The organism is Enterobacter sp. fkY84-1 (genome assembly GCF_052974705.1).
The window spans coordinates 2688223-2712108 of sequence record NZ_CP169393.1; the positions used below are offsets into that span (position 1 = coordinate 2688223).

Here is a 23886-nt window from a genome sequence, read left to right on the forward strand (position 1 = left end):
CTGTTCGCACCGGGCATCATGCATTTCGGTAACGGGGAAGGAAGAGAAGCTTCGACTAAGGTTCGATTCGAGCGCAGCGAGAAAGCGTTGCCGAAGGCAACGACCCGAAGGGCGAGGCGCAATGCGCCGGGTCATCCTTCCCCCACCACCATCACTTCCCCAACATAAAAAAACCGAGTCCGCCCTTGTAGGCCGGGTAAGGCGCAGCCGCCACCCGGCGACAGAAACCTACATCGGAGGCAAGCGACGCCTGACCGGCGAACTCTTCACAATCGACGTATTACACTGAGCATGCTCTGCCAGACCGTCCAGCAGCGCATCCAGTTGCTCTATCGATCGCACCACCAGCCTAATCACAAAGCAATCTTCCCCGGTCACTTTGTCGCTCTCAATACACTCCGGCATCGCCTGAATATACTTATCCACCTTATGCAGCAGCCCTGGCAACGGCCGTACGCGCACCAGCGCCTGCAGCGTATACCCCAGCGCCGCCAGATTCACCCGTGCACCATAACCCTGAATCACACCGCGCTCTTCCAGCCGCTTCAGGCGCTCTGCCGTACTGGGGGACGTCAGACCGATGCGGCCGCTGAGCACCTTCAACGACATGCGCGCATCCTCAACCAGGCAGGCTAAAATTTGTCGGTCGATATCATCGATAAGGCATTCCATTCATTTCACCTAATTTTAAAAAGTCATTTACCTTTTCAACCTTATCTCACCCCTGTAAAACCCGACAGCGATTTTCGACAATAGCGTCATTAATCAGGAGGTGGATGATGCGTGATTTCCATAAAGGCGTCTGGCAAATGAGCCTGGCGATGTTAATTTCCGGCTCTATCGGCGCGTTTGTTTTGCTCTCCGGTCTGCCGGTGACGGAAGTGGTGTTCTGGCGCTGTCTTATCGGGGCTATGGCGCTTTTTATTTTTATCCGGGCAAGTCAAAAGCCCTTCAGCCCCCTCACCCGCACCACGCTGCTGCTGGCTATTCTTGGCGGCGTGGCGCTCGTGGTGAACTGGCTGCTGCTCTTCGCGGCCTATGAGCGCATCTCAATTGGTCTTTCAACCGTGGTCTATAACACCCAGCCTTTTATGCTGGTCTTGATGGGGATGTTTCTGGGCGAACGCGTCAGCCTGGTGAAATGGGGCTGGCTATTCCTCGCCTTTGGCGGCGTGGTGATCCTGCTCTCCAGCGAGCTGACCGGCGCGCATGGCAGCGAATGGCTCACCGGAATAGGTTTGGCCATGGCCGCGGCCTTCTTCTACGCGCTGACGGCAATCATTGCGCGCAAACTGAAAACAATCGCACCGCAGCATATTGCCTTTATCCAGGTGCTGACCGGCGTCGTGATGCTTTTGCCGTTTGCCAGACTGCCGTCATTTTCCGGTGATTTCCCCTGGCCGATGCTGCTGACGCTCGGCATTGTCCATACCGGCATTATGTACCAGCTGCTCTACAGCGCAATTCAGAAGCTGCCTACGCCCATCACCGGCTCCCTGTCGTTTATCTATCCGGTGGTGGCAATTGTTGTCGATAATCTGGTGTTCGGACACGCGCTTAACCTGACGCAGCTGGCGGGCGGTGCGCTGATCCTGTTTGCTGCCGCAGGCAACAACCTGGGCTGGGGTGAAAAAAAACCCCGCGAGCGCGGGGTTAGTATCAAAACGGCGAATTAGCGACGGGCGCGTACAATCTGGTATTTGCGCGTCAGGTACTCCACCGGCGCGCTCCAGATGTGGACCAGGCGGGAGAACGGGAACAGCACAAACAGCGTCATCCCCAGCACCAGGTGAACGCGGAAGATAAACGCCACGCCGTCCAGGTGCTCAGATGCTCCGCCGTGGAAGGTCACCACGGACTGCGCCCAGCCGACCAGCTTCATCATTTCGCTTCCGTCCATATGCTGCGCCGAGAACGGAATGGTCAGCAGACCCAGCGCGCACTGTACCATCAGCAGGGAGAGGATCAGGATATCCGCTGCGGTTGTGGTCGCACGCACACGCGGGCTGAACAGACGACGCTTGAGCAGCAGCAGGCCGCCAACAAGGGTCATCACGCCGCAGGCACCGCCCGCGATCATCGCCATCTTCTGCTTCACCTCAATCGGCAGCCACGCTTCATACATCCAGTGCGGCGTCAGCATCCCGAGGAAGTGACCGGCAAAAATGCCCAGAATCCCGATGTGGAACAGGTTAGACGCGACGTGCATCCCCTTGCGGTCCAGCATCTGGCTGGAGGCGGCACGCCAGGTGTACTGGCCATAATCGTAACGCAGCCAGCTTCCCACCAGGAACACGGTGCCCGCGATATACGGGTAAATGTCAAAGAAGAACATATTCAGGAAGTGCATTAGTGCCGTCCTCCGTTAGAGATATTCAAATATTGCGGGGCAACCGCGCCGGCAAAACGGCGCTGGTGAGCAGCGATTTCAGACTCGCCGCAGTTCTGGTCAGCAAAGAATTTGACCTGCTCTTCTTCCCAGACCGCATCCAGCGCCTGTGGCGTATCGTCACGGGCCTCATCGGCGATTTTCTCCGCCACTTTTTCACTGTCGACAGAGGCGTTGGCGAGCTTCACCAGCAGTTCGAACAGCACCGCGTAGCGGCTCTCACGCTGCTGAAGACGCGCGCCGAGCAGCGCCAGGATCGGCGCGATGTCCTGCAGACCGCCCAGCGCCTCTTCTTTTGGCAGCTGCGCCAGATATTCCAGATAGAGCGGCAGGTGATCCGGCAGCTCGCGGCTGTCGAGCTGCAGGCCGTGCTGCTCGTACTGTGCCATCAGGTCAACCATCGCCTGACCGCGGTCGCGGGATTCACCGTGAACGTGTTCGAACAGCAGCAGCGAGGTCGCACGCCCCCGATCAAACAGCTGACTGTAGTCCGCCTGCGCATCAAGAAGATCGCGCGCCAGCAGGTCACGGAGGAAAACGCCCAGCTTCTGGGCATCTTCTTTATCCAGGTTTTCAGATGCCGCAAGCGCATCAAAAAGTTCCTGCTGGTGCTGCGCCAGCGCAGCATCCGGGTACTCGAGCAGACGCGAAACAATGACGAGTTCAATCATGAGTGCGGCTCCGTTTTACTGGTCACATCCATGGCGTCGATGCGGCGGCTGTTGAACAGGTTGAATTTGCTGTCTGACCCGTGGCAGCCGTCGCCAAAGGTAAAGCCACAGCCGTTTTTCTCCGGGAAGGCCTCGCGGGCCAGCTCACGGTGGCTGCTCGGCACCACGAAACGGTCTTCGTAGTTGGCAATCGCCAGATAGCGGTACATTTCCTGCGCCTGCGCTTCGGTCAGACCGACCTCTTCCAGCGCGCGGGTGTCGGTTACGCCGTCCACGGTTTCGGCACGCTTGAAGTGGCGCATCGCCAACATACGCTTCAGCGCCAGCAGTACGGGCTGGGTATCCCCTGCGGTCAGCAGGTTGGCCAGATACTGAACCGGAATACGCAGGCTCTCCACGTCCGGCAGAATGCCGTTGCTGCCCAGCTCACCCGCGTCAGCGGCAGACTGAATCGGCGACAGCGGCGGCACGTACCAGACCATCGGCAGCGTGCGGTATTCCGGATGCAGCGGCAGGGCCAGCTTCCAGTCCATCGCCATTTTGTACACCGGAGACTGCTGCGCGGCGTCGATTACGCTCTGCGGAATGCCGTCCTTCAGCGCCTGCTCAATCACTTTCGGATCGTTCGGGTCGAGGAAGACATCCAGCTGACGCTGATACAGATCCTTCTCGTTCTCGGTGCTCGCGGCGTTTTCAATCGCGTCCGCGTCGTACAGCAGCACGCCGAGGTAGCGAATACGGCCTACGCAGCTTTCGGAACAGACGGTCGGCATACCGGCTTCGATACGCGGGTAGCAGAAGATGCACTTCTCGGACTTGCCGCTCTTCCAGTTGAAGTAGATCTTTTTGTACGGGCAGCCGGTGATGCACATGCGCCAGCCGCGGCACTTGTCCTGGTCGATCAGCACGATGCCGTCTTCTTCACGCTTGTAGATGGCGCCGCTCGGGCAGGTCGCCACGCACGCCGGGTTAAGGCAGTGCTCGCACAGGCGCGGCAGATACATCATGAAGGTATTTTCGAACTGGCCGTACATCGCCTTCTGCATGTTCTCGAAGTTCTGGTCTTTGGCGCGTTTTTCGAACTCGCCGCCCAGAATCTCCTCCCAGTTTGGACCGCTGGTAATTTTGTCCATGCGCTGACCGGTGATCAGCGAGCGGGGACGGGCGATCGGCTGGTGTTTACCTTCCGGCGCGTTGTGCAGATTCTGGTAGTCGTAGTCAAACGGCTCGTAGTAATCCTCGATGCCCGGCAGGTGCGGGTTAGCAAAGATTTTTCCCAGAAGCCAAGCGCGGTTACCCATGCGCGGCTGCAGCTTGCCGTTGATTTTGCGGATCCAGCCGCCCTTCCACTTCTCCTGATTTTCCCAGTCGGTCGGGAAGCCGGTGCCCGGCTTGCTTTCCACGTTGTTGAACCAGGCGTATTCCATACCTTCGCGGCTGGTCCAGACGTTTTTACAGGTGACCGAGCAGGTATGGCAGCCGATGCATTTATCCAGATTCAGCACCATGCCGACTTGTGAACGAATTTTCATTTTACGCTCTCCTGTACCTGGTCATTACCTTCGCCGTCTAACCAGTTAATATTCTTCATCTTACGTACCACCACGAACTCATCGCGGTTCGATCCTACGGTGCCGTAGTAGTTAAAGCCGTAGGCCAGTTGGGCATAGCCACCAATCATGTGGGTCGGCTTCGGCGTAATGCGGGTCACGGAGTTGTGGATCCCGCCGCGCTGCTCGGTGATCTCTGACCCCGGCAGGTTCACGATACGTTCCTGCGCGTGGTACATCATGGTCATCCCGGCCGGTACGCGCTGGCTCACCACCGCACGCGCCGTCAGGGCACCGTTGCTGTTGAACACTTCGATCCAGTCGTTATCTTCAATACCCAGATCTTTGGCATCCGTTTCGCTCATCCAGACAATCGGACCGCCGCGCGACAGGGTCAGCATCAGCAGGTTGTCGCTGTAGGTGGAGTGGATCCCCCACTTCTGGTGCGGCGTCAGGAAGTTCAGCGCCTTCTCCGGGTTACCGTTGGATTTTGCGCCCATTACCGCTTTCACGGAGCGGGTGTCGATAGGCGGACGGTACACCAGCAGGCTTTCACCGAAGTCGCGCATCCACTGGTGGTCCTGATACAGCGACTGGCGGCCTGACAGGGTGCGCCATGGGATCAGCTCGTGAACGTTGGTGTAGCCCGCGTTATAGGACACATGCTCGTCTTCCAGGCCAGACCAGGTCGGGCTGGAGATAATCTTGCGCGGCTGGGCCTGAATATCGCGGAAGCGGATTTTCTCTTCCTCTTTATTCGTCGCCAGGTGCGTATGGTCGCGACCGGTGAACTCGCTCAGCGCCGCCCAGGCCTTCACCGCGACGTGACCGTTGGTTTCCGGTGCCAGGGTCAGGATCATCTCTGCCGCATCAATCGCCGTGTTCAGCATGGGCTGGCCTTTCGCCGGGCCGTCCGCTTTGGTGTAGTTGAGCTTGCGCAGCAGGTCCATTTCGCTCTGGGTGTTCCAGGCGATCCCTTTCCCGCCGTTACCGATCTTCTCCATCAGCGGGCCGATAGAGGTAAAGCGCTCGTAGGTTGCCGGGTAGTCACGTTCAACCGGAATGATGTGCGGTGCGGTCACGCCCGGGATCAGATCGCATTCGCCTTTTTTCCAGTCCTTCACGTCCAGCGGCTGCGCCAGTTCGGCGGCAGAGTCGTGCTGGATAGGCAGCGTTACCACGTCGGTCTCTTTGCCGAGGTGCCCCACGCAGACTTCGGAGAAGGTCTTCGCGATGTCTTTGTAGATTTCCCAGTCGCTTTTTGATTCCCACGCCGGGTCAACGGCCGCAGACAGCGGATGAATAAACGGATGCATATCCGAGGTATTCATGTCGTCTTTTTCGTACCAGGTTGCGGTAGGCAGCACGATGTCGGAGTAAAGGCAGGTGCTGGACAGACGGAAGTCGAGGGTCACCACCAGATCCAGCTTGCCGTCGAGACCGTTGTCTTTCCACTCCACCTCTTCCGGCTTCACGCCGCCCTGCTTGCCGAGATCTTTCCCCTGGATACCGTTTTCGGTACCGAGCAGGTACTTCAGCATGTACTCGTGGCCTTTACCGGACGAGCCCAGCAGGTTGGAGCGCCAGATGAACAGGTTGCGCGGGTGGTTTTTACCGTTTTCCGGCTGTTCCGCCGCGAAGCGGATTGAGCCATCCTTCAGGGATTGCACGGTGTAATCCACCGGTGACATGCCCGCTTTCTTCGCCGCTTCCGCAATGCGCAGCGGGTTCGTGCCCAGCTGCGGCGCCGACGGCAGCCAGCCCATGCGCTCGGCGCGGACGTTGAAGTCAATCAGATGGCCGCTGTAGCGGGATTTATCCGCCATCGGCGACAGCAGCTCCTGTGCGGTGACCGTCTCGTAACGCCACTGGCTGGAGTGGTTATAGAAGTAGGAGGTGCTGTTCATGTGGCGTGCCGGACGCTGCCAGTCAAGGGCAAACGCCAGCGGCTGCCAGCCGGTCTGCGGACGCAGTTTTTCCTGACCCACGTAGTGCGCCCAGCCGCCGCCGCTCTGGCCGACGCAGCCGCAGAAGATCAGCATGTTGATCAGACCACGGTAGTTCATATCGAGGTGATACCAGTGGTTAAGACCCGCACCGACGATGATCATGGAACGACCGTGGGTCTTATCGGCGTTTTCCGCAAACTCGCGGGCGATACGCACGATCTGCGCGCGTGGAACGCCGGTGATCTGCTCCGCCCATGCCGGGGTATAAGCCTTCACGTCGTCATAGCCGGTGGCGCAGTTTTCATCACCCAGACCGCGTTCCAGGCCGTAGTTCGCCATGGTCAGGTCATAGACGGTGGTGACCAGCGCGGTAGTCCCGTCGGCCAGCTGCAGGCGTTTCACCGGCAGCTTGTGCATCAGCACGTTTTTCAGCTCAACCTTGTTGAAGTGCTCGGAACCTTCGCCGCCAAAGTACGGGAAGCCCACATCAGCAATCTCGTCCTGGCTACCCAGCATGCTCAGACGCAGTTCCGTCTCCTCACCGGTCGTGCCGTTACGCTGCTCAAGGTTCCACTTGCCCTTCTCGCCCCAGCGGAAGCCGATAGAGCCGTTTGGCGCCACCAGCTCACCGTTGCTGTTATAGGCGACGGTTTTCCACTCTGGGTTATTTTCCTGGCCCAGCGCGTCCACCAGATCGGCGGCGCGCAGCGTACGGCCTGCGGCGTAGTAGCCGTCACGCTCTTCGAGCATCACCAGCATCGGCATGTCGGTGTAGCGACGGACGTAGTCGGTGAAGTACTGGCTTGGTTTATCCAGGTGGAACTCGCGCAGCATGACGTGGCCCATCGCCATCGCCATCGCGGCATCGGTCCCCTGTTTCGGTGCCAGCCACAGATCGCACAGCTTGGCGATTTCGGCGTAGTCCGGGGTCACCGCCACGGTTTTGGTGCCTTTGTAACGCACCTCGGTAAAGAAGTGCGCGTCCGGCGTACGGGTCTGCGGCACGTTTGAGCCCCAGGCGATGATGTAGCTGGAGTTGTACCAGTCGGCGGACTCCGGCACGTCGGTCTGTTCGCCCCAGGTCTGTGGAGACGCCGGCGGCAGGTCGCAGTACCAGTCGTAGAAGCTCAGGCAGGTACCGCCGATTAAGGAGAGATAGCGCGCGCCGGAAGCGTAAGAGACCATCGACATCGCCGGGATTGGCGAGAAGCCTGCCACGCGGTCAGGACCGTAGGTTTTCACGGTGTAGACGTTGGAGGCGGCAATCAGCTCGTTCACCTCTTTCCAGGAAGAGCGAACGAAACCACCGCGACCGCGCGCCTGCTTGAAGCTTTTCGCTTTGTCGGCGTCCTCGATGATGGATGCCCACGCATCAACCGGATCGCTGTGCTGCACTTTCGCTTCACGCCACATTTTCATCAGGCGTTTACGCATCAGCGGATATTTGAGACGGTTGGCGCTGTAGAGATACCAGGAGTAGCTGGCGCCACGCGGGCAGCCGCGCGGTTCATGGTTCGGCATATCCGGACGGGTACGCGGATAGTCGGTCTGCTGCATTTCCCAGGTCACCAGACCGTTTTTAACGAAAATCTTCCAGCTACATGAGCCAGTGCAGTTTACGCCGTGGGTAGAACGGACGACTTTGTCATGCTGCCAGCGCTGGCGGTAACCGTCTTCCCAGTCCCGGTTGGTATCCAGAACCTGGCCGTGCCCATCGGCAAACGTTTCGCCCTTCTGCTTGAAGTAGCGAAACCGGTCCAAAAACTTGCTCATCGGGTATCTCCTGTATGGAGCCTGTGGCTCTCTAAATCGACATTGCTGATTTGCAGCGAAGGTAACGCCCTGAAAGAGAGGGAGAATTGATAACGATCAAGACGACGAGGGACTTTCAGGCGAGGGATTACACCAAATACCACCAAAGCGGTATCTTTATAAATTTCATATCTATATGAAATATAAGGTTATTTCAATTTCATCCTACAAAAGACCAGGCAAAATTTAACATCTCAGGTATTAAGGGGTAGAGCGCCCTGGAAAGCGATGGCGATCACAGTGTTGCCTGCGGAGTTCCTCAGCTGGGCTTTCAGTATGTTGTAACTATTTTGGCCCCAAAAAAAACGCGGCCCGAAGGCCGCGTAAACGGATAATCACACTTACTTATTTTTTTTGGTATTACGGCCATATACCAGCCACGTAATCACAACGCAGGCGATATAGAAGATGAGGAAGACCTTCATTGCACCCGCCGGAGAGCCGGTCAGATCCAGCGAGATGCCGAACGCTTTCGGAATAAAGAAGCCGCCAATTGCGCCAATCGCAGAGATAAAGCCCAGTGCTGCAGCCGTATCCGTTGCCGCTTCACGCATCGCCTGCTCTTCGCTTCCGCCCTGCGCCTTCACGCGGTCCATCGTCAGCTTACGGAAGATCACGGAGATCATCTGGAAGGTAGACGCACTCCCCAGCCCGGCCGTCAGGAACAGCACCATAAATACGCCGAAGAAGGCGATGAAGCTCCCGCCCTGTCCGTCAGCAGGCAGCGTCAGGAACAGCAGCGCACAGAAGACTGCCATCACGACGAAGTTAACCAGCGTCACGCGGGTCCCGCCCAGACGGTCGGATACCATGCCGCCCAGCGAACGCGCCAGGGCGCCAATAAACGGACCGAAGAAGGCGAATTGCAGGATCTGCACGTCCGGGAACTGCGTTTTCGACAGCATCGCGAAGCCCGCCGAGAAGCCGATAAACGAACCGAAGGTCGCCAGATACAGCAGCGCCATCACCCAGAGGTGTCCACGCTTCAGCACCGGCAGCTGTTCGCTCAGCGACGCCTTCGACGCGGACAGGTCATTCATAAAGAACCAGGCTGCAAGGGTGAAGACCACGAGGAACGGCACCCAGATCCAGGCTGCGTTTTGCAGATAGAGGGAAGAACCATCCGCCTGCTCAACGCCACCGCCGCCAAAGGCTGCAAAAATGGAGACCGAGATCGCCAGGGGAGCGATCAGCTGCATCACGCTCACGCCCATATTGCCCAGACCGCCGTTAATCCCCAGCGCGCCGCCCTGCTTCGCTTTCGGGAAGAAGAAGCTGATGTTCGCCATGCTGGAGGCGAAGTTCGCCCCGGCAAAGCCGCACAGCAGGGAGATAATCACGAACACGCTGAACGGCGTTGAGGTATCCTGCACCGCGAAGCCGAGCCACACGCAAGGGACGATCATGATGCCCGTACTGAACGCCGTCCAGCGACGGCCGCCGAAGACCGGCACCATAAACGCGTAAGGGACGCGCAGCAGAGCGCCTGACAGCGACGGCAGCGCGGTCAGCATAAACAGCTGATCGGTTGTGAACGTAAACCCGACTTTGGGCAGGTTTACCGCCACCGCGCTAAACAACATCCAGACGCAAAACGCTAACAACAAGCACGGCACGGAAATCCACAGATTCCGGCTTGCTACACGATGGCCGCGCTGTTGCCAGAACGCCGGATCCTCTGGACGCCAGTCAGTAATAACGGCACCATTTTCCCTTTCGGGAGCGGATGAGTGACTCATAGACACCTCTGATTCTCGAATGATGCTGCAAACATTAGGGTTTTAGGGCGGCGGTAAGTTGATATAAATCAAAGGAAAAGTGGGAGGATTTGCGGCGTAAAATAAGGCCTCACCCTTAGTGAGTAGGCTAATTCGGTAAAAAAGACGTGGTTTTTCACGGTACTGACGGTTCCCTGCAGCGCCCACCTCTTCCCCCCTACTCCGTTGGCAATTTAGGGGTAATCCTTTATTGGTATGGGTATACTCCAGGGTATGCACCAGAATAGCGCCATTCCTGCAAGCAGGCCACGTCAGGAGCACGCCCACTCTATGTTAAAAAGATGCTTATCTCCGCTAACGCTCGTGAATCAGCTCGCCCTGATTGTTTTGCTGTCCACCGCCATCGGCGTGACCGGCATGGCGATCTCCGGCTGGCTGGTACAAGGGGTACAGGGTAATGCGCATGCCATCAACGAGGCAGGCTCGCTACGCATGCAGAGTTACCGTCTGCTGGCGGCGGTTCCGCTGACGCAGGACGATCGGCCTTTAATCGATGAAATGGAGCGCACGGCGTTCAGCCCCGAGCTGGAAAATGCCGCCATCCGTGCCGGTCAGCAATCCCAGTTGAACGCCCTTCAGGGGTACTGGCACACCCAGCTGCAGCCGGGCCTGAAACAGGCGCGCAGTACAGAAGCCGTTGCCCAGGACGTGGCGGGGTTTGTCTCCCGCATTGACGCGCTGGTCTCCGCGTTCGACCAGACGACCGAATTACGCATCGACCGGGTGGTGATGGTGCACCGGGCCATGGCGCTGTTTATGGGGCTGCTGCTGATCTTCACCATCGTCTGGCTCCGCGCGCGTCTGCTGAATCCCTGGAAACAGCTGCTGGCGATGGCCCGCGCGGTCACCGCACGCGATTTTACCCAGCGCACGCACATTAGCGGGCGCAACGAGATGGCCATGCTCGGCCAGGCACTCAATACCATGTCGGCCGAGCTCTCCGAGAGCTACGCGGTGCTGGAGCAGCGCGTACAGGAAAAAACGGCCGGGCTGGAGCAGAAAAACGAGATCCTCTCTTTCCTCTGGCAGGCCAACCGTCGCTTGCACATGCAGGTGCCGCTATGTGAACGTCTCTCACCGGTGCTGAATGGCCTGCAAAAGCTGACCCTGCTGCGCGATCTGGAGCTGCGGGTCTACGATGTGGAAGACGAAGAGAACCACCAGGAATTTACCTGTCAGTCCGATATGTCCTGCGATGACAAAGGCTGCCATCTTTGCCCTCGAGGCCTGCCGCCGCTGACCTCCGGCGGCACGACGCTGAAGTGGCGCCTGACGGACAGCCACACTCAGTACGGCATTCTGCTGGCCACCCTGCCAACCGGACGCCACCTGAGCCACGACCAGCAGCAGTTGGTGGATACGCTGGTTGAACAGCTGACGGCCACGCTGGCGCTCGACAGGCATCAGGAAAAACAGCAGCAGCTGATCGTCATGGAAGAGCGCGCGACCATCGCCCGCGAGCTGCACGACTCCATCGCCCAGTCGCTTTCCTGTATGAAAATGCAGGTGAGCTGCCTGCAGATGCAGGATGCGGAGATGCCCGACAGCAACAAGCAGCTGCTCAGCCAGATCCGCAACGAGCTGAACACCTCCTGGGTGCAGCTGCGCGAGCTGCTGACCACCTTCCGTCTGCAGCTGACCGAGCCGGGCCTGCGCCCGGCGCTGGAATCCAGCTGTCACGAATTTAGCGCCCGGCTGGGGTTCCCGGTGAAGCTGGATTACCAGCTGCCGCCGCGCTTTGTCCCCTCCCATCAGGCCATACATTTACTGCAGATCGCCCGCGAAGCGCTGAGCAACGTGCTTAAACACGCTGAAGCAACGGCGGTCACAGTCACCGTCAGCCAGCACGACAATCAGGTGAGACTGACGGTTCACGATAACGGCCGCGGCGTGCCGGAAAATGCCGAACGCACTAACCACTATGGTTTAATCATTATGCGAGACCGCGCCCAAAGCCTGCGCGGTGATTGCCAGGTTCGCCGGAGAGAGACGGGCGGCACGGAAGTTGTCGTCACCTTTATTCCCGAGAAACCGCTTACAACTGCTCAAGGAGATACCCATGACTAATCAGGAACCGGCATCCATCCTGTTGATCGACGACCATCCGATGCTGCGTACTGGCGTGAAACAGCTGGTCAGCATGGCGCCCGATATCACCGTGGTGGGCGAAGCCAGCAACGGCGAACAGGGCATTGAGCTTGCCGAATCCCTCGATCCCGATCTGATCCTGCTCGATCTGAATATGCCGGGCATGAACGGACTGGAGACCCTCGACAAGCTGCGGGAAAAATCGCTTTCCGGACGCATCGTCGTCTTTAGCGTGTCGAACCATGAAGAGGATGTGGTCACGGCGCTGAAGCGCGGGGCGGATGGCTATCTGCTGAAAGACATGGAGCCGGAAGATCTGCTTAAGGCGCTGCAGCAGGCGGCGGCGGGCGAGATGGTATTGAGCGAAGCCTTAACGCCGGTGCTGGCCGCCAGCCTGCGGGCAAACCGCGCCACCTCTGACCGTGACGTCAGCCAGCTCACGCCGCGCGAGCGCGACATTCTCAAGCTCATTGCCCAGGGCCTGCCGAACAAGATGATCGCTCGCCGCCTGGACATCACCGAAAGCACGGTCAAAGTGCACGTGAAGCATATGCTGAAGAAAATGAAGTTAAAATCTCGCGTTGAAGCCGCCGTGTGGGTGCATCAGGAACGCATTTTCTAAGGATTACTCCTCCGGCAGCAGCTTCCAGCGCGGGTCGTCATCAGGCAATGCGACCAGCGGCTGCACCACAGCAAGCGTGATCTCATTGGACGAGACGCGCTGGCCTTTCTCATCTTCTACCACCGCCGAGAGGTGCCAGCGGTTTGTCGCACCTTCCTGTTCATTCCAGGCAGGTATAATCACGCTCCAGCCGTCTGCGCTGTTACTTTTGGCCGGCGACGTCAGGCTCAATGCCTGCGTATCCCCCAGCCAGTGGATCTGACGGATGCCGTGCGTGCTGCGAACCTGCAGCTTCAGCATAACGGTCTCGCCCCCTTTCAGATCCCACGGCGGCGTGGCCAGCCAGACGGACAGCGTTTTACGCTGGCGGAACTCCATCACCGGCAGGCTAGTGCGCTCCGGTGAATCGTAGCGGCTGCCGCGCAGGGATCGCGTCGCGGCGACCTCATCGGCGGAAAGCTGCTTAGCCAGCGGCACGCCAAAGCGGTAGTTGAGCTTCAGCCCAAGGTTATTCTGGCTCTCGCCGCTTTCGCCCTGCTTGTGCCCGGCGGTCAACGTGACCAGCGGAACGGGGGTATAGTTAAGCCCCAGATTGACCGCAACCGGGTTGTGGTACCCGGTTCCACTGTTGAACAGGTCAACGTTATCGCCAAAGTACTGCTCAACGCTAACGCTGGTGTTCAGGTGATGAAACCACGGCAACCAGGCTTTAGCGGTCACGTCATATCCGCGCGCCATGCGCTGCTCCTGAACGTCAGATCGCGCGCGCCATCCGGCAAAGGGCTGATAGTAGTTCGCTGAGAGGCGCAGATTTTCCCCCCACGCTTCCGCTCCCAGCCCGGCACGCTGCAGGTTTTCATCCAGAAGATTATCGTAAAAGGTGTTGTAGCCCAGCAGCCATTTCCCGGCGACCCAGCGCTGACCGATTCCGGCGTTACTGACCAGGCCATCCGTCTGCTGCGTCAGGCCAAGCTGGCTCCAGCTGAGGTAACGGTTAGTATCATTCCACGGGATGAACCAGCTCCCGCTGCTGCCGTTAAATTTGCCGTCATTATCCACCAGCACGTTCACGCTGGCGTTTCCCCAGGGCGACAGCCAGGACTCAATCTGCTGGTTCACTTCCCCGCTTACCGCGTCGCGCACCTGACCAAAGGCAAACTGACGCGCCTGCTCGCCGGTCGTCAGCCCGTTGTCGGTCATGCTGGCTTCACCGAAGGCTTTCGCCATTTCGGCGAGGTGTTTCTCCCCTTCGCCCGTTGGCGCCGCCAGGCCGAGATCGGGCAGACTATCCCCATTATTATCAAAGGGGTGCTGCGCCTGATGCATAAAGGAATTCGGCGCACCGTGAACGGCTCCGGCCGTAAGAAGGGGGAGTAAAAACAGCAAACGAATGCGGGACGATACAGCCATCAACGTCGTCAATAAGAACCTGTGTTTATGAATAAACTCTTATTATGTTAACGCGATAAGCCCTGAAATGCAGTTCTGGCGGACATTTCAGGATTATCCTGAAACAGCCCTTTCAGCTCCGGCACGCAGGAACCACAGTTCGTACCACAGCGCAGCTTCGCCCCCAGCGCGGTGACGGAATCACACCCTCCGGCAATCGCCTCCCGTATCGCCTCTTCCCCGACGCTGAAACAGCTGCAGATAATGCGTCCCGGATCCATCGCCTTCCCGACGCTCTGCCCGTTCAACAGGGCGTGGCGTTCTGCGGGCAGCACGGGGGGTGAATGAAAAGTGGCTTCAATCACCGTATGCGCCAGCGCCGGTAACGCGGTACCTTCCCAGAAACCCAGCATAAGCTGGCCTTCATGCCAGGCCAGCACGCTGCTGCGTTCACCGGTCTGCGCAACCTGCAGCTGCCAGCCCCGGCCGCTGGCGTATTCCATTACCCACGACAGCAGCGGTTTATCGCACGCCACCGTCAGGCGTGAAGCTTTACGCCACCAGTAAACCGAAGAGGGCATTTCCAGCCCTTCGCGGGCATAGAGTTCTCCCTGCCAGACGGGCTGCCAGGGCTGGATTCTGACGGCGGTTTGTTTACTCTCCGGCTGGCCCGAAACCGGATCGCAGCGCCCTTCCACCAGCGCATTCACCTTCCCCTGGCGGGCAAACTCAGCGTTCCAGTGCATCGGGGCAAAAGCGTTCCCTTCACGCTGGGCGTCGCTGATGCGCACTCTTGCTACCATGACGCCGCGCGGCGAACTGATGCGCGCCAGCTGGCCGTCGCACAGGGAAAACCGAATGGCGTCTGCGGGGCAAACCTCAACAAAGGGTTCGGCGATATGCTGCATCAGTCTGGCCACATATCCTGTTCGCGTCATGGTATGCCACTGATCGCGAATGCGCCCCGAGTTGAGAATCAGCGGGTACAACGCGCTGACCGTTGCACCGTGCGACTGTGGGTCAACGGGAACAATGTTTCGGCACGGGAAATCCCCCCCAGGCCACTGCCAGGGCTCAAGCCGCTCCCACTCCTCACGGGTTAACGTAGCCAGGTCGTGAAGGTTTAACGCCCGCGCGCCGTCATTTTCAAAAGCCGTCAGCGCCGCATGCTCGCAAAAAATCTCGTGGGGATGCAGCCAGGCAAAGGCGTCACCGTGCCCCAGCCGTTTCGCCACCTGCGCGACGATCCACCAGTCCGGCTTTGCCTCACCGGGCGCGGGCAGGAACGCGCGCTGGCGCGAAATGCGTCGCTCGGAATTGGTTACCGTGCCGTCCTTCTCTCCCCATGCCAGCGCCGGAAAGCGAATATGGGCAAACCGGCTGGTGTCGGTATCATTCATCACCTCAGAGACAATGACCAGCGGGCAGCGCCCCAGCGCCTGACACACCGCGTGGCTGTCCGGCAGCGACACGGCGGGGTTAGTGCCCATGATCCACACTGCCTTCACCTCGCCGCGGGCAATGGCGTCAAACAGCTCCACCGCCATCAAGCCCGGCGTCTGCGCCAGCCGTTCCGTTCCCCAGAAACGCGCCACCCGCGAGAGATCGTCCGGCTCAAAGTTCATGTGCGCCGCCAGCTGGTTTGCCAGCCCGCCCACCTCTCTTCCGCCCATCGCGTTTGGCTGTCCGGTCAGCGAAAACGGGCCGCAGCCCGGACGGTTAAATTTTCCGCTGGCAAGGTGCACGTTAATGATGGCGCTGCATTTGTCGCTGCCGCTGGAGGACTGGTTGATTCCCATGGTGTAGAGCGTGATGGCCCGGGGCGCCGTCACAAACCAGTCGTAAAACGTACCAATATCCTGCGGCGAGAGGCCGCAAAACGCCGCCACGCGGGATATCGGCCACGCGTCCGTTCCCTGAATGACATTAAGCAGACCGACGAACAGCCCGGCGTCGCTGCCGGGAGTGAGCGTCAGATGCAGGTCAGCAATATCACAGGATGCGGTTCTGCGCGGATCGATGACCACCACTTTCATCTCCGGATTGTTGTGCTTTGCCTGTACCAGGCGCTGATAGAGCACCGGATGCGTCCAGGCCGCGTTTGAGCCCACCAGCACCACCAGATCGCTGTTTTCCACATCCTCGTAGCTGCACGGCACGACGTCTTCACCAAAGGCGCGCTTGTAGCCAACGACCGCCGATGACATGCAGAGCCGGGAGTTGGTATCAATGTTCGCCGCGCCGATAAACCCTTTCATCAGCTTATTGGCGGCGTAATAATCCTCGGTAAGCAATTGCCCGGACGCGTAAAACGCCACCGCCTGCGGCCCCCATTTGTCGATAATGTCCTGGAGGCGCTCGCCTGCGGCTCCCAGCGCCTGCGCCCAGGCCACCTCAGCACCGTCAACAACGGGGCGCAGCAATCGCCCCTGTAACCCCATTGTTTCCCCCAGGGCCGATCCTTTCACGCACAAGCGGCCAAAGTTCGCAGGGTGGGTTTCATCCCCCCGAACGCTGACCGTTTCACCGTCCACGCGGGCGACCACGCCGCAGCCGACCCCGCAGTAGGGACACGTTGTCCGGGTTTCCGTCATGAGGCCTCCGCACGCATTACCAGGGCATCATTACCGACCCACACCTTGCCGTTCTCAATTTTGACCGGCCAGGCGCGCACCGCGGGTTCGCCGTTCTCCACCTGACAGCCGTCGCGCAGACGGATACGCTGCTTGTAGAGCGGGGAGATCACCACCGGCTCCCCCGCCGCATCGCCAAGAATGCCGCGGGAAAGCACGTTCGCGCTGCTGCCAGGCTCCCGATCGTCGAGGGCGTAAACGGTTTTGCCAAAGCGGAACAGCGCGATCGGCTTACGCCCAAGCCGCGCGCCGATTCCCGCCTGCTCGGGGATATCGTCGATGCCGCAGATTTCCTGCCAGCGCTTGCTTTCATCAGACGGCGCGACGTTCACCGCGGTGCGGAACAGCGCCAGACGGTTTGGATCGTTAAGCGTGGTTTGCCATTCGCACTGGTAGGTTTCCACCACCCGGGCCATCTCCTGCTCCAGCTCGTGGGCGATGCCCAGGCTGTCGTTGAGGATGACCTCCCGCAGGTAGTCGAGACCGCCTTTCAGGTTGTCCATCCAGGTGCTGGTGCGCTGCAGGCGATCCGCCGTGCGGATGTAGAACATCAGGAAGCGATCGACGGTGCGGATCAGCGTTTCGTCGTCGAGATCGCTGGCGAGGAGATCCGCATGGCGCGGCTTCATGCCGCCGTTGCCGCACAGGTAGAGGTTCCACCCCTTATCGGTGGCAATCACCCCCACGTCTTTACTCTGCGCCTCGGCGCATTCGCGGGTACACCCTGAGACCGCCATTTTGATTTTGTGCGGGGCGCGCAGGCCTTTGTAGCGGTGCTCGAGCCTGACCGCGAGGCCGGTGGAGTCCTGCACGCCGTAGCGACACCAGGTCGACCCGACGCAGGATTTCACCGTGCGCAGGGATTTGCCGTAGGCGTGCCCGGTTTCAAATCCGGCTTCCACCAGCGCCTGCCAGATCTCCGGCAGCTGTTCCAGCGTGGCGCCAAACAGGTCGATACGCTGGCCGCCGGTGATTTTGCTGTACAGGCTGTAGCGTTTTGCAATCTGGCCGATGGCGATCAGCCCGTCTGCAGTCACTTCCCCCGCAGGCATGCGCGGCACGATGGAGTAAGTACCGTCCTTCTGGATATTGGCGAAGTAGCGGTCGTTGGTGTCCTGCAGCGGCAGGTGTGCCGGTTTCAGCAGATACTCGTTCCAGCAGGAGGCGAGCACTGACCCCACCAGTGGCTTACAAATTTCGCACCCGTGTCCCTGACCGTAGCGGCTAATGAGCTGGTCAAAGGTGCGGATATGGTTGACGCGCACGAGGTGGTAAATCTCCTGACGCGAGTACGGGAAGTGTTCGCAGATGTCCTTTTTCACCTCCACGCCCTGCGCCGCCAGCTGGAACTCCATCACCTGCTTCACCAGTGCGCTACATCCTCCGCAGCCGGTCGCCGCTTTGGTGCACTGCTTAATTGCGCCGATATCCGTTGCGCCCGCACTTACCGCCTGACAGATATCGCCTTTGCTGACGTTATGACACGAACAGATTTGTGCGCTTTCCGGCAGCGCTGCCACGCCGAGCGCTTTTGGCGCACTGCCTGACGACGCGGGTAATATCAGCGTTTCCGGCTCTTTTGGCAGGGCTATCCCGTTGAGCATCATCTGTACCAGCGTGGCGTATTCGCTGGCATCACCCACCAGCACGCCGCCGAGCAGCGTTTTGCCGTCGTGGCTGACCACGATTTTCTTGTAGATTTGCTGCGGGCCGTGCGTCCACTGGTAGCTCAGCGCCCCCGGCGTGCGGCCGTGAGCATCGCCGAACGAGGCCACGTCCACGCCCAGCAGCTTGAGTTTGGTGCTCATATCCGCGCCGGCGAAGGTTTTCTCCTCTCCCGCCAGCGCGGCGGCGGCCACCCGCGCCATCTGGTAACCGGGCGCAACCAGCCCGAAGATTTTCCCTTCCCACAGGGCGCATTCACCAATGGCCAGCACGTCCGGATCGGAGGTCTGACAGCGGTCGTCAATGCCGATCCCGCCGCGTTCGCCGATAGCCAACCCGCTGCTGCGCGCCAGCGCGTCCTGCGGACGAATGCCGGCAGAAAACACCACCATGTCCGTTTCCAGCTGTTCGCCATCGGCAAAGCGCAGCACCAGCCCGCCGTCCGCCGTGGCGATCTCCGTTGTCGCTTTACTGGTGTGAACGCCGACGCCCAGCGCCTCGATTTTCTTGCGCAGCATCGCCGCGCCGTCGTTGTCGAGCTGGACCGCCATCAGATTGGGCGCAAACTCCGCCACGTGAGTTTCCAGCCCGAGCTGCTTCAGGGCATTCGCCGCCTCCAGCCCCAGCAGCCCGCCGCCAATCACCACGCCGCGGCGTGAGCCCGCCGCGTGCGCCGCAATGTTGTCCAGGTCGTCAAGGGTGCGGTAGACAAAACAGCCCGGCAGATCGTTGCCCGGCACGGGCGGCACGAACGGGTATGAGCCGGTCGCCAGCACCAGCTTGTCCCAGTGGGTTTCGTGCCCGCTGGCGCTACGCACCACGCGCGCGTCGCGATCGATAGCGACAATCTGCTGCGACAGGCGCAGCTCAATGCCGTTGTCGGCAAAGAAATCCCCCTCCACCAGCGAAAGCGACGCCGCGCTGCGGCCGCCAAAATATTCCGACAGATGCACGCGGTCGTAGGCGGCATAGCGCTCCTCGCCAAAGACAACGATCTGATACTGCTGATGCAAATTGCGGTTAACGCAGTCTTCGAGGAAATGATGGCCGACCATACCGTGCCCAACCACCACCAGAGTAGGTTTTGTCATAGCGTTCTGTCCTGCAACCTGCGGTTGCGTAGTGAAACGATCGAACAGCCAGTCCGCGTGCGCGGGCGCAGCCGTTGCCAGTAAATCGGTAAATGTTGCCGCGCTGCGGCAGTCCCCCATCAGCAGCACGCCAGCCAGCGCCCCCTGATGGATCAGTAAGCGACGATAGTGACGGGTCAGCGGATCCCATGCGCTCCAGACCACATCGCCCTCCTGCTCTGCCGCGCGACCGAGGCTGAACAGCTCCACGCCGGTCACCTTGAGGCGCATGCCGTTGTCGGTCAGGGCAAATGGCGCGGTAACGTCTCCGGCCAGCCGTGCGGCGAGGATATCCGCCTGCGCCAGACAGGGGGCGACCAGGCCAAACGTCTGGCCGTCAATTTCACAGCATTCGCCAATGGCGTAGACGTCCGGCGCGGAGGTTTGCATCTGGTGATCCACCACGATGCCGCGCGCGCAGCGAATGCCGCTGGCCTGCGCCAGCACGACGTTGGGCTGCACGCCCGTCGCCAGCACCACGCGCGCGGCGGTGACGCTGCGTCCGTTCAGCAGCGTCACGCTATTCCCGTCAATCGCCGCGATGCCTGAGGCGAGCTCACAGCGCACGCCCCGCGCCGCCAGCGCCTCTTCCAGCAGCACGCCCGCCTTCTCATCCAGCTGCTGCTCCATCAGCCACGGACCGCGATGAACAAGGGTGACGTTGTCCCCTGAGCGCGCCAGCGCTGCCGCCGTCTCAACCCCGAGCACGCCGCCGCCCAGCACTACCGCCGGACCGGCGATCGCCCGAATGGCCCGGATATCCTCCAGGGTACGGAACGTGAAGACATGCGGCGCATTGCAGCCAGGAATTGGCGGAACAAAGGGCGTTGATCCGGTGGCAAACACCAGCGCATCCCAGCCCAGCGTGCGGGCGGTGGTTTGCACTTCCCGCGTGTCCACATTCACGGCGAGCGCCTTTTCGCCCCGCAGCACCGTCACGCCCCGTTCCTGGTACCAGTCGTCATTCTGAAGACAGATGCCCGCCGCCGTTTTTTCACCGCCCAGCACCGGTGAAAGCTGGATGCGGTTATAGGCATGCTCCGGCTCGTCACCGATGACGGTAATAGTGAAACGATCGGCAGCACGCCCGGTGAGCGAGGCAATCAGCCGCGTGGCCGCCATGCCATTTCCGATAATGACCAGTCGCATCAAAGCCCCCTCGCTACGCCGCTTTCGGCTGCTTTTCATAGAGGAAATGCAGGATCTGCTGGCGCATGTGGTGATAGCGGCTGTCGTCGGCCAGCTGCACCCGGTTACGCGGGCGCGGCAGGTCAACGTGCAGGATCTCCCCGACGGTCGCCGCCGGGCCGTTGGTCATCATCAGCACGCGATCGGAGAGCAGCACCGCCTCGTCCACGTCGTGGGTAATCAGCACGATGGTGGTGTTCAGCGCCTGCTGGATCTGCATCACCGAGTCCTGCAGATGGGCGCGCGTCAGCGCATCCAGCGCGCCGAAGGGTTCATCCATCAGCAGGACTTTCGGCTTCATCGCCAGCGCGCGGGCAATCCCGACGCGCTGCTTCATGCCGCCGGAGATCTCCCCCGGGCGCTTGTGCAGGGCGTGCCCCATCTGCACGCGGTCGAGGTTGTGCTCAATCCACTCCCGGCGCTCCGCCTTGCTCATGCTGTGGCGAAACACGTGATCTACCGCCAGGGCCACGTTGTCGAAGCAGGTGAGCCACGGCAGCAGCGAATGGTTCTGGAATACCACCGCGCGCTCCGGACCCGGCCCGGCAATTTCGCGGTTGTCGCAAATCAGCCCGCCTTCCGTCGGCAGCGTGATCCCAGCGATAAGGTTAAGCAGCGTCGATTTACCGCAGCCGGAGTGCCCAATCAGGCTGACGGTTTCGCCCTCATGGATATCAAAAGAGACGTTCTGCAGCGCCAGAAATTCGCCGCTGGCGGTGGAAAAACGCTGGCTCACGGCCTGGACCTGGATTAATGGTTTCATGTTCGCTCCTTATTTTTCCTGCCAGCTAAAGCGACGGGCGATCAGCATCAGCCCCTGCTCCAGCAGCAGCCCGACCACGCCAATGATGACGATGGCGATGAGAATGTTGTCGACGTTGAGGTTGTTCCACTCGTTCCAGATCCAGAAACCGATCCCTAAACCGCCGGTCAGCATCTCGGCGGCGACAATCACCAGCCAGGCGATGCCGATGGAGAGGCGCACCCCGGTCAGCACCGCGGGCAGCACCGCCGGGAAGAGAATGCGGCGCATGATGGTCCACTCGGAAAGCTGCAGCACCCGGGCCACGTTGAGGTAGTCCTGCGGAATACGGCGCACGCCTTCGGCGGTGTTGATCACCATCGGCCAGATGGAGCAGATAAAAATGGTCCAGCTCGACGCGGGCTCCGCTTTCTGGAACAGCAGCAGGCCGATGGGCAGCCAGGCCAGCGGGCTAACCGGGCGTAACAGCGCGATCAGCGGGCCGAACATGCGCGAAAAAAAGGTGAAGCGGCCAATCAGGAAACCGAGCGGGATCCCGGCGAACGCGGCCAGGCCAAAGCCCACCGCCACGCGCTGTAATGAGGCGAGCACGTTCCAGCCGATGCCCATGTCGTTTGGCCCGTCGCGATAAAACGGATCGGCAAACAGGGTAATAGCGGAATCGAGCGTGCTGAGCGGCGTCGGGAAACCTTTGCTGTTAATCGCCGCCAGCTGCCAGAGCACCACCAGCAGTCCCAGCCCCAGAAAAGCCGGAATGATGCGCTGAAGGATCGCGTTAATCCGACGCGCAAACGTCGGCGTACGGCGGCGAACCTGCACCGGAGGCAGGACAATCACCTCTCCACTCTCCGGCGTCTCGTGTGATTTTGTCTTTTGCAGATGCTGCATAATCAGGCCCCTTTACGGTGAATGGCGAAACGGCTGGCGTATCCTTCCGGGTCGGTACCGTTCCAGACGGTGCCGTCCATCAATGTGCTGCTGCGTAGTGGTGAAGTCGGTGTGGTAATGCCCCCCACCGCCGTGGCGGCATCCTGCCAGACCGCCGTCTGGTTAATGCGTTGTGCGATGCCCGCATAGTCCGGGGCGGCTTTGAGCAAGCCCCAGCGGCGGAACTGGGTTAAGAACCACATGCCGTCGGAGTGATACGGGTAGCTGACGGCCCCCTCGTTGAAGAAGCGGATCGGGTGCGCGTCCTGCCAGCGCTGGCCCAGGCCGTTGTCGTACTCGCCGAGCATGCGTCCGGTGAGATACTGCTCTTTGCAGTTGAGCCACGCCCGGCGGGAGAGGATCTGCGCGGTTTCGCGTTTGTTTTCCGGAGAGGCCTCAATCCAGCGCGCCGCCTCCAGCACTGCGCTCACCAGCGCCCGGGCGGTGTGCGGGTTTCTCTCCACCCAGTCGCGACGCGTCCCGAGGATTTTTTCCGGATGGTCGGCCCAGACAGACTGCGACGTGGCGGCGGTAAAACCGATGCGGTCGTTGATGGCACGCGCGTTCCACGGCTCGCCGACGCAAAAGCCGACCATGTTGCCAATGCGCATGTTCATCACCATCTGCGGCGGCGGCACCACCACCGTGCGCACGTCGTCAAAAGGGTGAATGCCCGCGCTGGCCAGCCAGTAGTAGAGCCACATGGCGTGCGTCCCGGTCGGGAAGGTGTGCGCGAAGGTATAGGTGCCAGGCGCCTGCTGCCCAATCCGCTTTTTCAGCCCGTCAAGGTCACGAACGCCCTTCTCTGCCAGATCGCTGGAGAGCGTAATCGCCTGGCCGTTCTGGTTGAGGGTCATCAGGTTAGCCATCTGCTGTGGCTTGCCGGCGATGCCCAGCTCCAGTCCGTACAGCAGGCCGTAGAGAATGTGCGCGGCATCGAGTTCGCCCGCCACCAGCTTGTCGCGCACCGCCGCCCAGCTCGCCTCTTTGGTGGGCACGATGGTAATACCGTATTTTTTATCAAACCCTTTCAGCGCCGCGATAACCACCGGGGCACAGTCGGTCAGCGGGATAAACCCGATGCGCACTGTTTCCTGCTCCGGTTTATCCGAGCCTGCCGCCCATGCGGCCTGCATGACACCCGGCAACAGCATTGCACCACTCGCCAGCATGCTGGCCTGCAAAAAACGCCGTCTCGACAAATCCGCCATGACCACTCCTGAAAAAAAAACAAAAAAAAGCGCCCACGGTGCCGAAGCACCAGTGGACGCCTTTATCCCGAAGACGGATGCACCGCCGTTGGCGCATCGTCAAAAATGGTTAATCTGATAA

The 23886-nt window shown here is 60.3% G+C and carries 15 protein-coding genes and 1 other RNA gene; 4 read left to right on the forward strand and 12 right to left on the reverse strand.

Annotation, left to right across the window (positions count from 1 at the left end):
- The first annotated feature begins 20 nt into the window (after positions 1 to 20).
- A non-coding RNA gene (locus tag ACEPLT_RS12935) (RtT sRNA) lies at positions 21 to 151 on the forward strand.
- Positions 152 to 228: 77 nt separating this feature from the next.
- On the opposite strand, the gene ACEPLT_RS12940 is transcribed toward ACEPLT_RS12935, so the two are convergent.
- Entirely contained in the window at positions 229 to 672 is a 444-nt protein-coding gene (locus ACEPLT_RS12940) for an Lrp/AsnC family transcriptional regulator (protein ID WP_021240337.1), read from the reverse strand.
- Between the two features lie 107 nt (positions 673 to 779).
- On the opposite strand from ACEPLT_RS12940, the gene ACEPLT_RS12945 reads away from it, so the two are divergent.
- The gene (locus ACEPLT_RS12945) at positions 780 to 1676 is read left to right on the forward strand and encodes a DMT family transporter (protein ID WP_032674975.1); all 897 of its coding nucleotides are present in this window, start codon (positions 780 to 782) and stop codon (positions 1674 to 1676) included.
- On the opposite strand, the gene narI is transcribed toward ACEPLT_RS12945, so the two are convergent.
- The 5 genes from narI to ACEPLT_RS12970 form a co-directional block, all read right to left on the reverse strand.
- Entirely contained in the window at positions 1673 to 2350 is a 678-nt protein-coding gene (narI, locus tag ACEPLT_RS12950; protein ID WP_021240339.1) for a respiratory nitrate reductase subunit gamma, read from the reverse strand. The genes ACEPLT_RS12945 and narI overlap by 4 nt on opposite strands.
- Positions 2350 to 3060, reverse strand: coding sequence for a nitrate reductase molybdenum cofactor assembly chaperone (gene narJ, locus ACEPLT_RS12955; protein ID WP_021240340.1), 711 nt, complete (start codon positions 3058 to 3060; stop codon positions 2350 to 2352). Before narJ ends, narI begins: the two co-directional genes overlap by 1 nt.
- Positions 3057 to 4592 carry a nitrate reductase subunit beta gene (narH, locus tag ACEPLT_RS12960; protein WP_021240341.1) on the reverse strand — a complete coding sequence of 512 codons (1536 nt, stop codon included), beginning with the start codon at positions 4590 to 4592 and terminating at the stop codon, positions 3057 to 3059. The genes narJ and narH overlap by 4 nt, the downstream gene beginning before the upstream one ends.
- Positions 4589 to 8332 (reverse strand): nitrate reductase subunit alpha, encoded by a 3744-nt coding sequence (locus ACEPLT_RS12965; protein WP_032663335.1) that lies wholly within the window; start codon positions 8330 to 8332, stop codon positions 4589 to 4591. The genes narH and ACEPLT_RS12965 overlap by 4 nt, the downstream gene beginning before the upstream one ends.
- Positions 8333 to 8712: 380 nt before the next feature.
- Entirely contained in the window at positions 8713 to 10110 is a 1398-nt protein-coding gene (locus ACEPLT_RS12970) for a NarK family nitrate/nitrite MFS transporter (RefSeq protein ID WP_021240343.1), read from the reverse strand.
- A 309-nt stretch (positions 10111 to 10419) separates the two neighbouring features.
- Between ACEPLT_RS12970 and narX the strand changes: the two genes are divergently transcribed.
- Together narX and narL are read left to right on the forward strand one after the other, a co-directional pair.
- On the forward strand, positions 10420 to 12216 hold the full coding sequence (narX, locus tag ACEPLT_RS12975) for a nitrate/nitrite two-component system sensor histidine kinase NarX (protein ID WP_232927528.1): 1797 nt from the start codon (positions 10420 to 10422) through the stop codon (positions 12214 to 12216).
- Positions 12209 to 12859, forward strand: coding sequence for a two-component system response regulator NarL (gene narL / locus ACEPLT_RS12980; RefSeq protein WP_008499531.1), 651 nt, complete (start codon positions 12209 to 12211; stop codon positions 12857 to 12859). The genes narX and narL overlap by 8 nt, the downstream gene beginning before the upstream one ends.
- 3 nt (positions 12860 to 12862) lie before the next feature.
- On the opposite strand, the gene ACEPLT_RS12985 is transcribed toward narL, so the two are convergent.
- The 6 genes from ACEPLT_RS12985 to ACEPLT_RS13010 are packed head-to-tail and all read right to left on the reverse strand — an operon-like array spanning position 12863 to position 23765.
- Positions 12863 to 14269 carry a YchO/YchP family invasin gene (locus ACEPLT_RS12985; protein ID WP_023292222.1) on the reverse strand — a complete coding sequence of 469 codons (1407 nt, stop codon included), beginning with the start codon at positions 14267 to 14269 and terminating at the stop codon, positions 12863 to 12865.
- Between the two features lie 47 nt (positions 14270 to 14316).
- Positions 14317 to 16842 carry a nitrate reductase gene (locus ACEPLT_RS12990; RefSeq protein ID WP_248213906.1) on the reverse strand — a complete coding sequence of 842 codons (2526 nt, stop codon included), beginning with the start codon at positions 16840 to 16842 and terminating at the stop codon, positions 14317 to 14319.
- Positions 16839 to 20825, reverse strand: a complete 3987-nt coding sequence (nirB, locus tag ACEPLT_RS12995; protein WP_084832587.1) for a nitrite reductase large subunit NirB — start codon at positions 20823 to 20825, stop codon at positions 16839 to 16841. Before nirB ends, ACEPLT_RS12990 begins: the two co-directional genes overlap by 4 nt.
- Before the next feature lie 13 nt (positions 20826 to 20838).
- Complete coding sequence (locus ACEPLT_RS13000) at positions 20839 to 21627, reverse strand: ABC transporter ATP-binding protein (protein WP_021240347.1); 789 nt, start codon at positions 21625 to 21627, stop codon at positions 20839 to 20841.
- Between the two features lie 9 nt (positions 21628 to 21636).
- Positions 21637 to 22515 (reverse strand): nitrate ABC transporter permease, encoded by an 879-nt coding sequence (gene ntrB / locus ACEPLT_RS13005; protein WP_032674979.1) that lies wholly within the window; start codon positions 22513 to 22515, stop codon positions 21637 to 21639.
- A 2-nt stretch (positions 22516 to 22517) separates the two neighbouring features.
- Entirely contained in the window at positions 22518 to 23765 is a 1248-nt protein-coding gene (locus tag ACEPLT_RS13010; RefSeq protein WP_032674980.1) for a CmpA/NrtA family ABC transporter substrate-binding protein, read from the reverse strand.
- Positions 23766 to 23886 lie beyond the last annotated feature (121 nt).

Excerpts from the sequence above, each read along its gene's own strand:
- ACEPLT_RS12940 (WP_021240337.1), bottom strand. The coding sequence starts at position 672 with ATGGAATGCCTTATCGATGATATCGACCGACAAATTTTAGCCTGCCTG.
- ACEPLT_RS12945 (WP_032674975.1), top strand. The coding sequence starts at position 780 with ATGCGTGATTTCCATAAAGGCGTCTGGCAAATGAGCCTGGCGATGTTA.
- narI (WP_021240339.1), bottom strand. The coding sequence starts at position 2,350 with ATGCACTTCCTGAATATGTTCTTCTTTGACATTTACCCGTATATCGCG.
- narJ (WP_021240340.1), bottom strand. The coding sequence starts at position 3,060 with ATGATTGAACTCGTCATTGTTTCGCGTCTGCTCGAGTACCCGGATGCT.
- narH (WP_021240341.1), bottom strand. The coding sequence starts at position 4,592 with ATGAAAATTCGTTCACAAGTCGGCATGGTGCTGAATCTGGATAAATGC.
- ACEPLT_RS12965 (WP_032663335.1), bottom strand. The coding sequence starts at position 8,332 with ATGAGCAAGTTTTTGGACCGGTTTCGCTACTTCAAGCAGAAGGGCGAA.
- ACEPLT_RS12970 (WP_021240343.1), bottom strand. The coding sequence starts at position 10,110 with ATGAGTCACTCATCCGCTCCCGAAAGGGAAAATGGTGCCGTTATTACT.
- narX (WP_232927528.1), top strand. The coding sequence starts at position 10,420 with ATGTTAAAAAGATGCTTATCTCCGCTAACGCTCGTGAATCAGCTCGCC.
- narL (WP_008499531.1), top strand. The coding sequence starts at position 12,209 with ATGACTAATCAGGAACCGGCATCCATCCTGTTGATCGACGACCATCCG.
- ACEPLT_RS12985 (WP_023292222.1), bottom strand. The coding sequence starts at position 14,269 with ATGGCTGTATCGTCCCGCATTCGTTTGCTGTTTTTACTCCCCCTTCTT.
- ACEPLT_RS12990 (WP_248213906.1), bottom strand. The coding sequence starts at position 16,842 with ATGACGGAAACCCGGACAACGTGTCCCTACTGCGGGGTCGGCTGCGGC.
- nirB (WP_084832587.1), bottom strand. The coding sequence starts at position 20,825 with ATGCGACTGGTCATTATCGGAAATGGCATGGCGGCCACGCGGCTGATT.
- ACEPLT_RS13000 (WP_021240347.1), bottom strand. The coding sequence starts at position 21,627 with ATGAAACCATTAATCCAGGTCCAGGCCGTGAGCCAGCGTTTTTCCACC.
- ntrB (WP_032674979.1), bottom strand. The coding sequence starts at position 22,515 with ATGCAGCATCTGCAAAAGACAAAATCACACGAGACGCCGGAGAGTGGA.
- ACEPLT_RS13010 (WP_032674980.1), bottom strand. The coding sequence starts at position 23,765 with ATGGCGGATTTGTCGAGACGGCGTTTTTTGCAGGCCAGCATGCTGGCG.